The sequence below is a fragment of the Novosphingobium capsulatum NBRC 12533 genome (assembly GCF_001598375.1).
In the GTDB taxonomy this organism is placed as follows: Bacteria; Pseudomonadota; Alphaproteobacteria; order Sphingomonadales; family Sphingomonadaceae; genus Novosphingobium; species Novosphingobium capsulatum.
This window is the reverse complement of the sequence record NZ_BCYV01000024.1, coordinates 48162-63053: the sequence shown is the minus strand read 5'-3', so window position 1 is coordinate 63053 and position 14892 is coordinate 48162. Positions and strand designations below refer to the sequence as shown.

General features: G+C 66.4%; 12 protein-coding genes and 2 tRNA genes. 8 read left to right on the top strand and 6 right to left on the bottom strand.

Annotated features, from left to right (window positions below; translation table 11 throughout):
• Positions 1-149: 149 nt before the first annotated feature.
• The 3 genes from SCA01S_RS18950 to SCA01S_RS22380 form a co-directional block, all read right to left on the bottom strand.
• Positions 150-1211, bottom strand: a complete 1062-nt coding sequence (locus SCA01S_RS18950; RefSeq protein WP_062788202.1) for a glycosyltransferase family 2 protein — start codon at positions 1209-1211, stop codon at positions 150-152.
• Positions 1208-3751, bottom strand: coding sequence for a DegT/DnrJ/EryC1/StrS family aminotransferase (locus tag SCA01S_RS18945; protein ID WP_062788200.1), 2544 nt, complete (start codon positions 3749-3751; stop codon positions 1208-1210). The genes SCA01S_RS18950 and SCA01S_RS18945 overlap by 4 nt, the downstream gene beginning before the upstream one ends.
• A 151-nt stretch (positions 3752-3902) precedes the next feature.
• Entirely contained in the window at positions 3903-4061 is a 159-nt protein-coding gene (locus tag SCA01S_RS22380) for a hypothetical protein (RefSeq protein WP_157089043.1), read from the bottom strand.
• 151 nt (positions 4062-4212) lie between these two features.
• Between SCA01S_RS22380 and SCA01S_RS18940 the strand changes: the two genes are divergently transcribed.
• From SCA01S_RS18940 to SCA01S_RS18915, 6 genes are all read left to right on the top strand, one after another.
• Positions 4213-5139 (top strand): LysR family transcriptional regulator, encoded by a 927-nt coding sequence (locus SCA01S_RS18940; protein ID WP_028657921.1) that lies wholly within the window; start codon positions 4213-4215, stop codon positions 5137-5139.
• A 183-nt stretch (positions 5140-5322) separates the two neighbouring features.
• Entirely contained in the window at positions 5323-6189 is an 867-nt protein-coding gene (locus tag SCA01S_RS18935; protein WP_084391128.1) for a substrate-binding domain-containing protein, read from the top strand.
• A complete protein-coding gene (locus SCA01S_RS18930) occupies positions 6186-7505 on the top strand; it encodes an MFS transporter (RefSeq protein ID WP_084391127.1) in 1320 nt (439 codons plus the stop codon). Before SCA01S_RS18935 ends, SCA01S_RS18930 begins: the two co-directional genes overlap by 4 nt.
• Positions 7506-7673: 168 nt before the next feature.
• Entirely contained in the window at positions 7674-9035 is a 1362-nt protein-coding gene (locus SCA01S_RS18925; RefSeq protein WP_245652777.1) for an MFS transporter, read from the top strand.
• Between the two features lie 117 nt (positions 9036-9152).
• Positions 9153-9473, top strand: a complete 321-nt coding sequence (locus tag SCA01S_RS18920) for a hypothetical protein (RefSeq protein WP_028657923.1) — start codon at positions 9153-9155, stop codon at positions 9471-9473.
• 65 nt (positions 9474-9538) lie between these two features.
• On the top strand, positions 9539-9850 hold the full coding sequence (locus SCA01S_RS18915) for a hypothetical protein (protein WP_369801314.1): 312 nt from the start codon (positions 9539-9541) through the stop codon (positions 9848-9850).
• Between the two features lie 135 nt (positions 9851-9985).
• On the opposite strand, the gene SCA01S_RS18910 is transcribed toward SCA01S_RS18915, so the two are convergent.
• From SCA01S_RS18910 to SCA01S_RS18900, 3 genes are all read right to left on the bottom strand, one after another.
• Positions 9986-10059 (bottom strand) — tRNA-Cys (locus tag SCA01S_RS18910).
• Between the two features lie 125 nt (positions 10060-10184).
• Positions 10185-10895, bottom strand: coding sequence for an RlmE family RNA methyltransferase (locus SCA01S_RS18905; RefSeq protein ID WP_054132614.1), 711 nt, complete (start codon positions 10893-10895; stop codon positions 10185-10187).
• The gene (locus SCA01S_RS18900) at positions 10892-12052 is read right to left on the bottom strand and encodes a Ppx/GppA phosphatase family protein (RefSeq protein WP_082350255.1); all 1161 of its coding nucleotides are present in this window, start codon (positions 12050-12052) and stop codon (positions 10892-10894) included. The genes SCA01S_RS18905 and SCA01S_RS18900 overlap by 4 nt, the downstream gene beginning before the upstream one ends.
• Positions 12053-12584: 532 nt before the next feature.
• Here SCA01S_RS18900 and SCA01S_RS18895 point away from each other — a divergent pair.
• Positions 12585-12658, top strand: a tRNA-Gln gene (locus tag SCA01S_RS18895).
• Positions 12659-12874: 216 nt separating this feature from the next.
• Complete coding sequence (locus tag SCA01S_RS18890; RefSeq protein ID WP_167542924.1) at positions 12875-14845, top strand: putative bifunctional diguanylate cyclase/phosphodiesterase; 1971 nt, start codon at positions 12875-12877, stop codon at positions 14843-14845.
• Positions 14846-14892: the final 47 nt, after the last annotated feature.

The window sequence follows — 14892 nt, the reverse complement described above, 5'->3', positions numbered from 1 at the left end:
TGGCACAGGCGTCAACGGCCATTTTTCCACAGGGGTGCCATAGCCACCAAAAACCCAGTATTTCCGGGACTTATCGACGTTACATTTTTGTGATCAGCGCCTTTTCGGCGGTGTTCGCGCGACTCACTGCAGCGGCTTGCGTGGCAGAATCAGGCCCTTTTGAGTCGCGATGCCAGCGCGCGGCCCGTTCCAATCAGCAGCGACGTGGCCGAACGCATGCGCGAAGGTGGATATTGCGCCAACCCGGCCGGGCACAGCGCCACCACGTCTGCCCGCGACAGCGTGCCCGAACGCACGCAGGCATCGCCCAGCCGCCACCACAGACGGGCGTATTCTGCGAGAATCAAAACCAGATCGGCCGCATCGGGCCGCCGCGTCGCCATGAAATGCCCATGGACCACCGCGACCATCCGGCGCACCTCGGCCAGGGTATCGCGGCAGGGCACCGGCACGCCGCCGGTGAAATGGTGCAGGACCAGATGCGCCGCACGTGGCGCATCGGCGCCGAACAAGTCTGTATAAGGTTGGGCCAGAACGGCCGCCGCGCTCTGTTCCATCCGCGCAGTATAGCGCTGCGAGGCACCACCGGGATGGATGCGATAGGTCGCCAACGGCGTGTCGATTCGGGCGAGCGCCCCGAACCGGGCGAGCCGGTGATAGAGATCGAAGTCTTCGGCATAGAGCCGATCGACCTGCTCAAACACGTCCAGCCGGCGGGCGGCTTCGGCCCGGAACATCACCGACGACCAGACCAGCGGATTGCCCAGTTGCAACCGCCAATCGATCAACGCCGGCGAGGTATGAAATGGTGCACGCGGCCCCGAGATCGCGCCAGCCTTGAGGATATCGACCGCAGAGGCCACCAGCACGACATGCGGGTTTGCCTCGAGAAACGCGTGCTGCACGGCAAACCGGGCCGGATGGCACAGGTCATCCTGATCCAGCCCGACGATGAATCGGCCACGCGCCGCCGCAAACGCCAGGTTGCGCGCCACTACCGGGCCGCCATTGCGCGGAGCCGCAATCACCCGCACGCGCGGATCCTCCACCTCGCGCAGGCGGGCCAGAGTATCATCGGTGGAACAATCGTCGACCACCACCAGTTCGAAATCGGGCAGGGTCTGGGCCAGGACACTGGCAATCGTGTCCCCGATCAGGGCGCCACCGTTATAGGCGGCCATCACCACGCTGATCAGGGGTGCATCTGTCATGCCACGGCCTGGCAGGGTGCGGCGCTGGTGGCCGGCAGGACCGCATCCACGATCATCTGCCCCACATCATTCTGCCACAGCCACAGCCCATTGGCGTTGCCACGGAAACTCGGCTCTCCACCCAAAGGACCCCATGGCACGAAGCCGGCGGCAAGGCCGATGCCGTAGGCGCCCGGCACGATCTGCCCGGCGGCATCGCGCAGGCGGCAGTGACGATCGACCATCGGGCCAGGCTGCGGACCATCGCAGGCGAGCATGATCGGCGCGCCTGCCGCATCGAACAAGGGCAAGGCGCGCGGCCGATAGCCGGTTGCCCCGATCACCACGTCGGCTGCGTCAAGCGCCGCGCGCGCCGCGGCCGGATCGTGCTGGTCCAGTTGCAACAGCGCCAGGCGCGGTTCGGGCGCCCGCCCACCCACGGCCAGCATGCGCAGCACCAGTTCGCGCGCTTCCAGCCGGAACCCGGCGAGGCGATAGACAAAGCCGCTGACCGGGCAGATGTCCGCGTCGGTAAAATCGGTGAAGCCTTCGGCCAATGCCGCTTCACGCGAGGGATAGAACGGCCGCAACGGGCGACGATGCAAAAGCGTGATGGCGCCTGCGCCCAGCGACAACGCGGGATCGGCTTTGAGCAACAGGGCCGCCGCCGCCAGCGCGCTGGTCGATCCACCAACGATGGCAATGCGCGGGGCGCTGTGCGGATTGCTCCGCGCCGCAAGCCGCTGGCGCAGCGCATCCATTCCGCCCAGCCGCAGGAAGGCGTCGGACAGCACGAGGCGCTTCCCGGCAATGTCGCCCAGCGTGCCCCCGGCCAGTGGCGCCGCGTGCACCGCCTGCGGGCATTGATAGCCGCCGGTGGCCAGCACGATATGGCGCGAGAGCAGGTCACGCGTCTGCCCCGCACCATCCCGCACCGTCGTGCGCCAGCGGCCGTCGCTTTCGCGCTGGGCACGCAGCGCGGCATGCCCGGTCAGCACACTGGCGCCATGGGCGAGAGCCACATCGCGCAACCTGTCTCCCGTCACTGCGAGCAGGTCTCCCGCCTCGACCAGCGGTGCGCCCAAGGCGCCGATGTGCCCGGCCATGGTCATGCCCGCCGGATGATCGATCAGCGCGGCAAGCTCGGGATGGGCATTGTCCTTGACCGCGCTGAGAAAGGTTTCGGCCGTGCTGTCGGAGCGGATGGTATACTGGCCCAGTTCGCCCCGCCCCAATGCCGGCCCCTGCTCCACCACGGCCAATCCTTCGGCCAGGACACCGAGCCGGTTCTGCTTGCTGGCGGCAGTCAGCATCGCTGTGCCGGCCGGGCCGCCACCGATCAGCACGGTTTCGAACGTCGCGCATGGCGGCATCGTCTGCTTATCCCCCTTTGGCCGCCCGTCAGCGCCCGGCGTGACCGCCGCGATGGCGGCCACGAGCTGTTCGATCACCGTATCGACATCGGCAAGGCTCATCCCATCGGTGATCGGCAGGGACAGCACGCGCGCGGCAAGGTCATCGCTCACCGGCACAGGTTCGATCAGGGCATGGTCGCGAAACCACGGCTGCATGCCCAGATGCGGGCTGAAATAGTGGCCGGCGCCCACGCCACGCTGGGCCAGGGCAGCAATCAGGGCTGGACGGTGTGCCGCCAGGTGCGCCGGCAGCAGCAATGACCAGAACTGGAACGCCTGCCGCCCCGCCGCCATCGGCGCCTGGGCGGCAAAGCCCGGCCCCAGCCGTTCCAGGGTCGCGTGATAGGCATCGGCCAGCGCGGCACGATGGCTGCAGACGGCATCGAGTTCCGCCAGCTTGGCCATGGCGAGAACACCCCCCACTTCCGACAGCTTGGCATTAAGGCCGGGCATTTCCGCCGCGCGGGCAGCCCCGAAACCGAAGTTGCTCATCCGCCGCAACGCCGCGATCAGATCAGCATTGCCGCTGTGGATCAGCCCGCCCTCACCCGTGGCGAACGTCTTGGTGGCATGCATCGAATAGACCACGGCGAACGGGGCGCCTGCGCCGAAGTTGACGCCATGGGCATCGCAACTGCCGAGCGAGGCCGCGGCATCGATCACCACCGCCACGCCATGCCGCCGGGCCAGCCAGGCATAGCGATCAAGATCGAGGCTGCGCCCGAATGCCGCATAAGGCACGATCGCCGCCACGCGAGCGCCATGGCGCACGAGCAGGCGCTCTTCCGCCTGGGGATCAGAGACCCAGGTCTGCGGATCGACATCGTGGATCAGCGGCGTCAGGCCGGCCCATTCCACCGCCTGGGCCGTGGCGGCAAAGGTAAAGGCCGGCACCAGTGCCAGAGCGCCAGGGCGAAGACGCGGCCCGGCAGCATGCCGAAGGGCCAGGATCAGGCCCAGCGTGGCATTGCCGACGGCCAGGCAATCCCCCTTCCCGCCAAACAGCTGTGCCACCGCCGCTGCTTCGAACGCCCGCACCGCCGGCCCGCCGTTGCTGAAAATGCCACGCTGCTCGATCGCCGCAAGCTCGTCGGCCAGGGCGCTGAAGCGCGGGGGATTGGGGGCAATAAGTGGAATCGAGGGCATCGCAGGGCATCCCTGGCAGCAGGAAACACGCGCCTGTTTGCCTTGCCATCCCTAACATGCCGTTAGCAATGACTTTGATCGCCATGTCCAATGCCGAGACGGATTCATTGCGAAATACTAACGCGTCGCTGCGCCAACTTTGCCATCCGCGCTATTTTGGAGATTTGGTCGATGGCAAATGCAACCGCTGATCGGCTTCTACCAGCCGTCGCAACACCGTCTTGGCCATCAGATCGTTGCCGGGTGTCGCCCGATTGTCAGCGCCTGCGGTGATCATAGCCACCCGCAACCGATACTTGGCTTCATTCACCACCGCTAACACTCCCGGTAGGCAACGATCTCGACCAGCGCACCCCGCTGGTCTGCATGGACGCCGGCATGCTCGGCGACGGGCGCCGGTTCGAGCTAGGCGGCGTGATTTGCCGGTGCAACAACCGGCACGCGCGTGCTAAACGACCAGGGTGAGCCTGTTGAACTGCGAAATACTCGACCTGCGATCGCTGGTCGCTGTTGCCGAGTGCCGCAACTTCGTTCGCGCAGCGCACCAGCTCAATCTGTCGCAGCCCGCGCTCAGCCGCCGGGTGCAGAAGCTGGAAGCGCTGGTGGGAGAGGCGCTGTTCGAGCGCAGCACCCGTAGCGTTCGCCTGACCCCGGCCGGCCAGCAGATCATGCCACTGGTCCGCCGCCTGCTCGACGAAATCGACACCTCGCTCCTTGGCAAGATGGCGCTGGGCGAGCGGCAGGACGGGCGGATCGTGCTGGCCAGCATACCCAGCGCAACGGTTCGCTTTCTGCCAAGCGTGCTCGAGCAATTCGGGCGGGATTATCGCAATGTGCGGGTAAGGGTGCTGGACCTTTCCGCGACTGAGTGCGCCGAGGCGGTTCGCACCGGCGCGGCGGAATTTGGCCTTGCGCTACCGGTCTCGAGCGACGCCGATCTGGTGTTCGAACCGCTTTACGACGATCACTATGGACTGGTCTGCCGCAAGGATGATCCGCTGGCAGCAATCGACAAGCCGCGCTGGGAAGACCTGGTGGGACTGCGGTTGGTGACGGTCCATACGGGAAGCGGAAACCGCACGACGTTGGACGCGGGCCTGGCACCGCTCAATCTCGATCTGCGGTGGTTCTACGAAGTTACCCGGCTCACTTCGGCCCTGGCGCTGGTCGATGCCGGGCTGGGCGCGTCCATCCTGCCACGGCTGGCGTGCGAAGGACCAGAGGCGCGCGATCTCGTCTGGAAGCCGCTGCAGGGCGCGACAATCTTCCGCACCATCGGCGTTTTGCGTCGTCCTGCCGTCGCATTGTCTCCTGCCGCGCATCGGCTGCTCGGCCTGCTCTGTGACGCCTGGCGGGAGCGCGGAAGGAACGACACCATTCCAGATTGAAGGCAGCGTGGCGGCTGGGGGGCCGGCCGAAGGCGCATGATTTATGCGCTTAACGCATAAAGAGTGCCGATCGTTGCATTTGATGAAACGGCCATATTCTGACTTCCTGTTGCTGCCGTGAAGCTGCCGCCCCTTTGTCAACGGTGGCGGCTTTAGCGGGTCGAGCAAGCAGTGAGAGGATATATGAACGCGCCAACTATCGCCCATGCGCGTGCGCGCCAGACCCCGAACAAGCTGCGCCGCATGCTGGGAAGGTTGCTGCTGCCCATGGCGGCGCTGGCCGGATGCAGTGCCAACACGCCTGCCAGCACACCCGCACCACACGGGCCGCACACGGAACTGCGGGTGTTGACCTCGGGCGGCTTCACCTCCGCCTTCGCGCGCCTGTCGCGGCAGTACGAGCGGGAAACCAGCGTCCACATCGTCACCGCACACGGTCCCTCGATGGGCGAGACCCCGCAAGCGATCCCACACCGCCTGGAACGCCACGAACCTGCTGACGTCGTCATCCTGGCCAGGTCTGCGCTTGACACGCTGACTGCCGACGGTTCCATCATGCCCGGTACGCAAACGGATCTCGTGCTGTCCAAGATCGCCGTCGCGGTGAAGGCTGGCGCGCCCGCCCCCGACATCAGTACCGCCGCAGCGGTCCGCTCGGCGCTGCTCGCCGCCAGGTCCGTGGCATGGTCCGACAGCGCTTCGGGCGTCTATATCCAGACGACGATGCTCGACAAGCTGGGCATCGCCGATCAGGTCCGCCGCAAGGGCCGGATGATCCCGGCAACGCCCGTCGGCCAGATTGTCGCCAGTGGCGAGGCAGAGCTGGGCTTCCAGCAACTGAGCGAGTTGAAGCCGGTCAAGGGTATCCGCATCGTCGGCCTGCTGCCGGCCGACCTGCAAAAGGTCACGGCCTTTTCCGCCGGCGTCGTCGCCTATTCGCCCCATCCTGCCGACGCGAAGGCACTCATCGCCTATCTCGCCTCTCCCAAGGCCAGTGCCATCATCCGCGAGAGCGGACTCGAGCCTGCACCGCAGAAGGTTCTGCCATGACCCAAGCTTCCGCCGCAAATCCGCCGCCAGCGACACCGGCAGCGCCACGGGCCAGCACGCGCTCGGCCTTCACGTCGATCTTCATCGTTTCCAGCGGCAACTTCCTGGAAATGTTCGACTTCATGGTGTTCGGCTATTACGCCACCTACATCGCCAAGGCGTTCTTCCCGACCGGCAGCGCATTTGCCTCGCTCATGCTGACGCTGATGACGTTTGGCGCGGGCTTCCTCATGCGTCCCGTCGGCGCGCTGGTCCTGGGCGCCTACATCGACAATCACGGCCGCCGCAAAGGTCTCTTGCTGACACTGGGCCTCATGGCATCGGGCACGCTGGCCATCGCCATCACGCCCACCTATGCGCAGATCGGCCTGGCCGCACCGATCATCATCCTGGTCGGTCGCCTGGTGCAGGGCCTCTCGGCCGGTGTCGAGGTGGGCGGCGTATCGGTCTATCTCAACGAGATCGCCCCACCGCACCGCCGGGGCTTCTTCTGCGCGTGGCAGTCGGCAAGCCAGCAAGCCGCCGTGGTCTTCGCGGCACTGATCGGCCTGCTCGTCTCAAACTCGCTCGATGCCGCAACGATGCAGGCGTGGGGCTGGCGTGTGCCGTTCGTCATCGGCTGCATCATGGTCCCGTTCCTGTTCGTCATCCGTCGTCACATGGAAGAGACCGAGGCGTTCCTCAACCGCCAGGAGCACCCACAGCTCAACCAGATCGTGGGCATCGTCGCTGCGAACTGGGGCCTGGTGCTCAAGGGCACGTTGATGGCGGTGATGACCACCGTGTTCTTCTACATGATCACGGCCTACACGCCGACCTTCGGCAGCAAGGAACTCGCGCTGTCCTCGGGTGAAAGCCTGTTCGTCACCGCGTGTGTCGGGCTTGCCAACTTCACGCTGCTGCCGATCATGGGGGCGCTGTCCGACAAGGTTGGGCGCAAGCCGCTGCTGATCACGGCCACCGTGCTGGGCGGATTGCTGGCCTACCCGCTGATGAGCTGGCTGGTTGCAGCGCCAAGCTTTGGCAGACTGCTGGCGGTGGAACTGCTGCTGGCGGCCATCTATGCCACCTACAACGGCGCGTTCATCGTCTTCCTGACCGAGATCATACCGGCGCACGTCCGCACCGTGGGCTTCAGCCTGGCCTATAGCCTGGCGACGGCGATCTTCGGTGGCTTTACCCCGGCTATCAGCACCGCGTTGATCGGCGCCACCGGTGACAAGGCAATCCCGGGGGCATGGTGCGCCGCGGCCGCCCTGCTCTCGCTGCTCGCGCTTGTGATCGGCGGCAAGCACGCGGCCCGCGCCAAGGACTGACCCCTGCCCTTCTCTTCAACACAGTGCGGGCCGCCTTCTGGAACATGACCCGCACGGTTCTCTCGTCAGGATAAGGGATTGAACGCAAACACGGATAGGGCGATCGAACGGTCCGCGGGGCTGTGGCAGCGCATCGCGGCGCGTCCTCGCACGTTCAGGAGCACGGCGGTGGTCGTCGCTTCGGCCATGTTCATGCAGCAACTGGACAGTACCGTGCTGACCGTGGCGCTGCCCACCATGGCCCGGGATCTGGGCGTGGCGGCGCCAACGCTGAGCCTTGCGCTGACCAGCTATCTGATCGCGCTGGCCCTGTTCATTCCGGCCAGCGGCACACTTGCCGATCGATTCGGATCGCGCATCGTGTTCTGCCTGTCCATTGCCATCTTCCTCGTTGGATCGGTGGCCTGCGCGCTGGCCTTCAACCTGCCATCGCTTGTCGCGGCACGGTTCCTGCAGGGCATCGGCGGGGCGATGATGGTGCCGGTCGGCAGGCTGGTGGTCTTGCGCAGCGTCGACAAGAGCGAGATCGTCCAGGCGCTGTCGTGGCTGGTCATGCCGGCCCTCGTTGGCCCGATCCTCGGGCCTCCGCTCGGCGGCATGATCGTAACCTGGTTCGATTGGCGCTGGATCTTCTACATCAATATCCCGATCGGCATTGCCGGTATCGTCTTTGCCATCATGCTGGTGCCCAACATCCACGGATTGCAGGCGCGGTTCGATTGGGCCGGCTTCTTCCTGTCCGGGGCGGCACTCGCTTGCATCCTGTTCGGGCTGGAGCTCGCCAGCCGCAGCGGCACGGGGACCGTGGCCCTCGCCCTGCTGCTTCTCGGCAGCCTGCTTGCCGCAGCCTACCTGCTCCATGCGCGCCACACCCAGAACCCGATCCTCGACCCTGCGCTGCTGCGCACCACCAACTTCCGTCTGTCGGTCATTGCAGGATCGCTGGCGCGCATCACCCAGGGCGCGCAGCCGTTCCTCCTGCCGCTGCTGTTCCAGCTTGGCTTCGGCTTTTCCGCGGCGCTGACCGGGACGCTGACCGTCTCGGTCGCCATCGGCGGGCTGGCGATGAAGACGCTGGCCCCGCGCATCCTGCGGCGCTGGGGCTTTCGTCGCAGCCTGATCGTGTCCGGATTGGCGGGGACGGCGGGCTATGCGTTGTGCGGCGCATTTCGACCGGAATGGCCCTTGCCGCTGATCGCCCTGATCCTGCTCGTCGCCGGGTTCTTCACCTCGTTCCAGTTCACCGCTTACAACGCCATCGCCTATGCCGATATCGACGAAGCACGCATGAGTTCGGCGACCAGCTTCTATGCCACGTTCCAGCAATTGAGCATGTCGCTCGGCATCTGCCTCGCCGCAGCGACGCTGGAACTGGCCCCGCGGATGGCCGGTCGCGGGGTGCTGACGCTCGGTGATTTTTCCCTGGCCTTCCTCCTGGTGTCCTTCATCTCGGGCAGCGCCATCATCTGGAACCGCAGGTTTGCGGCAGAGGCAGGCCAGGCCCTCACCAAACCCGCTGCGGCTCCGTGACGCTTCCGGCGAGAAGTGCCCCGGCGCCCATGATCGGACGGCGCTCGTCTCTTTCCCATCGATCATGCGGTCGACATTGCCGTGGCTTGGCGACGGAATCCTGCTAACCGCATCGCCATGTCAAACATGCACAGGCTTGCCGGTACCGTCGAGGTTGACGGGCTTCGCTACGATTGGGAACTGCGACGCGAGCCGCAATGGAGCGAGTTTGATGGCTGGCGGGGTATGGCCGTTGCCTTGCTCCAGCAAGATGCCCCGCGTGGCGCGATCCTCGAATTTCCCACTCCCAAGCGCCTGCTGAAAGGCTTGCCACCCAGCCGGCTGCAAATCAGCGACGCCCTGGTGTCACGCGGCATTCGCGCCGCCCTGCTCGCCGGGTGGGAGCCGATGTCGCGCGGCAAGACCATGGTGTTCGTCGTCGATGCAGACGGGAACTAACAAGCGTGGAGAGCACGATGAGCGTTTCGGCAAAACCCTGGCAAAGCGACGTGGTCTGCACATGGTTGGAACGCCGCATCGACGCCGCACGACTGGATCAGATCGCGGCGGACCGGCGGGGATATGAAGGCCAGGACGATTATGACAAGGCAGCCGCCGAGGAATGGGTCTGCCGCGCCGTAAAGGCAGCCGCGCGCCAGGGCGACCAAGCCGCCTTCGCCGCCCGCCTCAAGCACTTGCTGGGGCAGGACGACTATCAGACCACGGGCATATATGACGACCGGCGCTTTGAAAGATATGTCCGCGCCAACCTCAGGAAACTGGCCAAGATGGCCAAGACCAACGTCGGGTTCGAGAACACCTTGCGCTATCAATAAGCAGCGCTGGCGCCGCAGCCGCATCACCCAGCCTCGCGCGCGCCCGACCACGCCCAATCGCGAGGTCTATCGCCGAGGTCGCCTGCGGCAGCTGAGACCGAAATCGGCACTGTATGGGATGAAACCCAGCTGCGATGGAGGCCCGAGCCGGAATCGAACCGGCGTAAACGGATTTGCAGTCCGGTGCGTCACCACTCCGCCATCGGGCCTCTCGTCGCGCGGCGCCGGGTGGGGCCGCGGGTGGGAGACGGGCGGTTAGCCGAGAGTGGCGCGCATCGCAACGGGATTCTTTGCACGACCGGGGATTATCCCCGGCCATGCACGCGCATCAGGATCAGGCGTCCTGTTCGCCCGACGGATCATCCGCAGGGTTGCTCGTGGCGGCGCGGCCCTTGAAGCCTTGGGCGATCACGTACCATTCCGAGGAGTCCTTGCGGCTGGCCGGCGGCTTGGCGTGCTTCACCGTGGTGAAATTGCGCTTGAGGATAGTGAGCAGGTCGCCGTCGGTGCCGCCGGCAAAGACCTTGGCGACGAAGGCGCCGCCCGGGGCCAGGGTGTTGATGGCGAAATCCACTGCCGTCTCCACCAGGCCCATGGTGCGCAGGTGGTCGGTCTGCTTGTGGCCCACGGTGTTGGCGGCCATGTCCGACAGCACGAGATCGGGCGGGCCGTCGAGCGCGCCTTCCAGCGCGGCAGGGGCTTCATCGGCCATGAAGTCCATCTCGAATATGGTCACGCCATCGATCGGCTCGGTCGGCAAAAGGTCGATCCCGACCACGCGCGCGGCCGGTGCCTTCTTGCGCACCACCTGGCTCCAGCCGCCCGGTGCGATGCCGAGGTCGACCACGCGCTGCCGCCCCTTGAGCAGGGCAAAGCGCTCGTCCAGCTCGATCAGCTTGAACGCCGCGCGGCTGCGCCAGCCTTCTGCGCGGGCCTGCTTGACGTAGGGATCGTTGATCTGGCGCGAGAGCCAGCGCGCCGAAGACGCCGTGCGCTTCTTGGCGGTTTTCAGGCGTTCGTGCGGATCCTTGCCGGAACGGCTCATGGGGTTGCTCCACTATTGAGTTGGCGCAGCGCCTCGCGGCTGCGCACGGCATCGCCGCCAGTGGCCATGAGGGAGCGCAGGATGCCTTCGCGGATGCCGCGATCGGCAATGCCCAGCCGATCGGCCGGCCAGATATCGAAAATGGTTTCCAGGATGGCGCAGCCCGCCACCACCAGATCAGACCGCTCGCGCCCGATGCACGGCACAGCGATCCGCTCGGCCGGCGAGAGATGCGCCAGGCGCTGGCTGATGCCGCGCATCGCCGTGGTCGGCACGATCAGCCCATCGACCGCACGCCGATCATATTGCGGCAGACCCAGGTGGAGGCTGGCCAGCGTGGTCACCGTGCCGCTGGTGCCGAGCAGGCGAATCGCCCCTTCGGCCAAAGCGTGTGCGCGGGTGGGCGCGATACGCTCGATGAACGGGGCAAAGCCATCGGCGACGCGTGCGCGCATGTCGGCATAGGCGGCGGCGCGCGCGGCCGGGCTATCGGCGATCGGCCCCACCCCTTCGGTGAGCGAGACCACGCCCCACGGCACGCTTTGCCAATCGAGGATACGCGGCACCGGATCGGCCGGATCGACCAGCACCATCTCGGTCGATCCGCCGCCGATGTCAAAGATCATGGCCGGCCCATCGCCATGTTCGAGCAGGATATGGCAGCCGAGCACGGCCAGCCGCGCCTCTTCCTGCGCGGTGATGATGTTGAGGCGGATACCGGTTTCACGGTGCACCCGCTCGATGAATTCGGCGCCGTTGCTGGCGCGGCGGCAGGCTTCGGTGGCGACCGAGCGGGCCAGGTGGACATTGCGCTTGCGCAGCTTTTCCGCGCAGACATGCAACGCGGCTAGCGCGCGGTCCATTGCCGCGTCGGACAGGCGGCCAGACTGGGCCAGCCCTTCGCCCAGGCGCACAACGCGGCTGAAGGCATCGATCACCACGAAATGCCCACCGGCCGGCCGTGCGATGAGCAGGCGGCAATTGTTGGTGCCAAGATCGATCGCGGCATAGGCCTGGCGATGAAACGGCACCGGCTTGTGCCAGGCGCGCGCCCCGCCCTGGCCCACGGCCTCGTCAGCGGCAAACAGCGCTTCGGGCAGCACCTCTCGCCCGGCGGTGACAGCCGATGGCGCCGCCACAGGATCTGGCTGTGCCATGCCGGATTGCGGCACTGCTGCAGCGCCGGGAGCGGGGGATGCGGCAAGGGGCGTGGCAACGGCGGCCGGCGCCGGCCTGCCCCGGCGCGCCCCAGTGCGGCCCCGGCCTCTCGCGCGGCCGTTGCCCTTGGCCTTGCCCTTTGTCGGTGCGGCGCCTTGCGCTGCGCTATGGCCGGCCGGCGTGGCGGCGGGCGGCTGTCCGGCGGCATCGGGCGCGGGTGCGGCCTTGCGCGGCCCTCGCTGCCTGTTCCTTCCGCCGGATCGCGGCCCTCGTCCCCTGGCCGGCGGAGTGGATTCCGCCATGATACAAATTCGCTTATGTTTTCCCGCCGGCATCGGTGCCGGTCGGGTACTTGCCTGTCACCGTAGCGTCATGGCGCCCGCGCGGCAAGGTTCGCCCCCGGCAAGCGCCCCGGCGAGGCCACGCCAGCCCTGGCGCCGGCGCGATCAACCGGCGCGATCGCACCCTGATGCAGAGGCGAAAAAACGGGTTGACGCTCTGAAACGGCCCGACTAGAGGGGCGCCTCCCGATGCCCCGTCGTCTAAAGGTAAGACTACGGACTCTGACTCCGTCAATCGAGGTTCGAATCCTCGCGGGGCATCCAATCTTCTGAAATCGCAGAATATTCTTTTCAGCTGGCATGATTGCCGGCTGCCTTGGTGCGTCTGCGCGCCATTGGCCTGCGCCACGCCCGCTGCGGCGGCGGCAGGCACCCACGTGCCGCGCGGGGATCACCGTCCGGGCGGTATGATTCTTTTCATGTTTTTGCAGGCATAATCCTGGTTTGCGAAGGAATTCGACCGACTGGGGGAGAATGCTGTTGCGCGCGTCGCGTCCATTTCGCTGGTTCGCCGAAATCGGGGATGATCCCGCGCTGGCCGTGTCGCAGGCGGTGAACCTGCAACGCCAGGTGCCGCTGCTCTATGGCCTGCTGCTGATCAATTCGCTGGCCGTGGCGATCACCCACCGCCACCAGGCACCGGCGGTCCTGACGATCAGCGTGCCCGCCGTGCTGTTTGCCATCACCTTCTTCCGCATGATCCACTGGCTGCGCCAGGCCCGCAAGGGCGTGCCCACTGCGGAACAGGCGCGGCGGCAGTTGCGCGCGATCACCGCCGTATCTGGCCCGGTGGCGCTTGCCTATGTCGGCTGGTCCCTGGCGCTGGCGCCCTATGGCGGCCCGTTCGAGCAGGCGCACGTGGGGCTCTATATCTCCACCACGGTGATCGGCTGCATCTTCTGCCTGATCGTGCTGCCCCAGGCCGCGCTGCTGGTGGCGCTCACCGTGCTGCCGGCATTCATCATCATGTGCCTGGCGCGCCAGCAGCTGATCTTCGTGACGATCGGCATCAACGTGGCGCTGGTCCTGGCCGTACTGCTGCGCGTGCTATTCAACAGCTTTGCCCATTTCGAAGGCCAGGTCCGCGCCGGCACGCTGCTCACCGCGCAGCACGCCGAACTGCAGCGCCTGAACGAGGAAAACCGCCGCCTCGCCCTGACAGACGCACTCACCGGCCTGGCCAACCGCCGCCGCTTCCATGCCGATCTCGAAGCCTGGACCACCACCCACGCCGGCATGCCGTTTGCCGTGGGTGTGCTCGATCTCGATCGCTTCAAGCCGATCAACGATACCTATGGCCATCACGTGGGCGATCGCCTGCTGGCAGAAATCGGCGCGCGCCTGCGCCATGCCGCCGGCCCATCGGCCCAGGTCTATCGCCTGGGTGGTGACGAATTCGGGCTGATCGACCCGGACGTATCCGGCTTTACGCGCACCTGCGAGCGCTTGCTGCAGCAGATTCGCGCGCCATTGCAGGTGGGGGAAATCGTGCTCCATGTCGGCGCATCGCTCGGCGTGGCGCATTGCCCGCAGGCCGGCACCGGGGCAGACGACCTGTTCGATCGCGCCGACTATGCGCTGTATCATGCCAAGCATGTCGAAGGTGGTGGCGTCTGCGTGTTCAGCGCCGCGCTGGAAACCGCCGTGCGGGCCGATCGCGCGATCGAAGTGGCGCTGCAGGGCAGCACGCTGGAAGACGAACTGACGATCGTGTTCCAGCCGATCATCGAACTGGCAAGCGGCCAGCTGAGCGCGGTGGAAGTTCTGGTGCGCTGGACCAGCCCCGTGCTGGGCGAGGTTTCCGCCGCCGATTTCATTGCCGTGGCCGAACGCTCCACCGCGATCCACAGCATTACCCGCGCGGTGATCCGCAAGGGCCTCAAGGCCGCGCAGCACCTGCCCGACGATGTCGCGGTATCGTTCAATATCTCCGCCTGCGACCTGACCTCGGCGACCACGCTCGCCTTCATCCGCCGCGAGATCGAGCGGACCGGGATCGATCCGGGCCGCATCTGGCTGGAAGTGACCGAAACCGCGGTCATGGCCAATGCCGAAACCGCGGCCCAGGCCTTGCAGGCCTTTCGCGACATCGGCGTCCACGTGGCACTCGATGATTTCGGCACCGGCTATTCCAGCCTCGGCTATGTCCAGCGCCTGCCGCTCGACAAGGTCAAGATCGATCGCAGCTTCGTCGCCGGGCTCGACGGGACCGATGGCGATACCATCGCGCGCGCCGTGATCACCTTCTGCCACACCATTGGGCTGAGTTGCGTGGCCGAAGGCGTGGAAACGCCCAGCCAGTGGCGCATGCTGCAGGAGGCCGGCTGCAAGCACGCACAGGGCTATCTGTTCAGCAAGCCGCTGACGCTCGATGCGCTGCTTGCGCTTTGCACGGAATGGGAACGGCAGCGCCCCTGGGGCGCACGCCAACGCCAGCGCGGCGCAGCCTGAGGGGCAGCGCCGTCCCGGTGCTCAGCAATAATGCGGGGAAGTCTGCT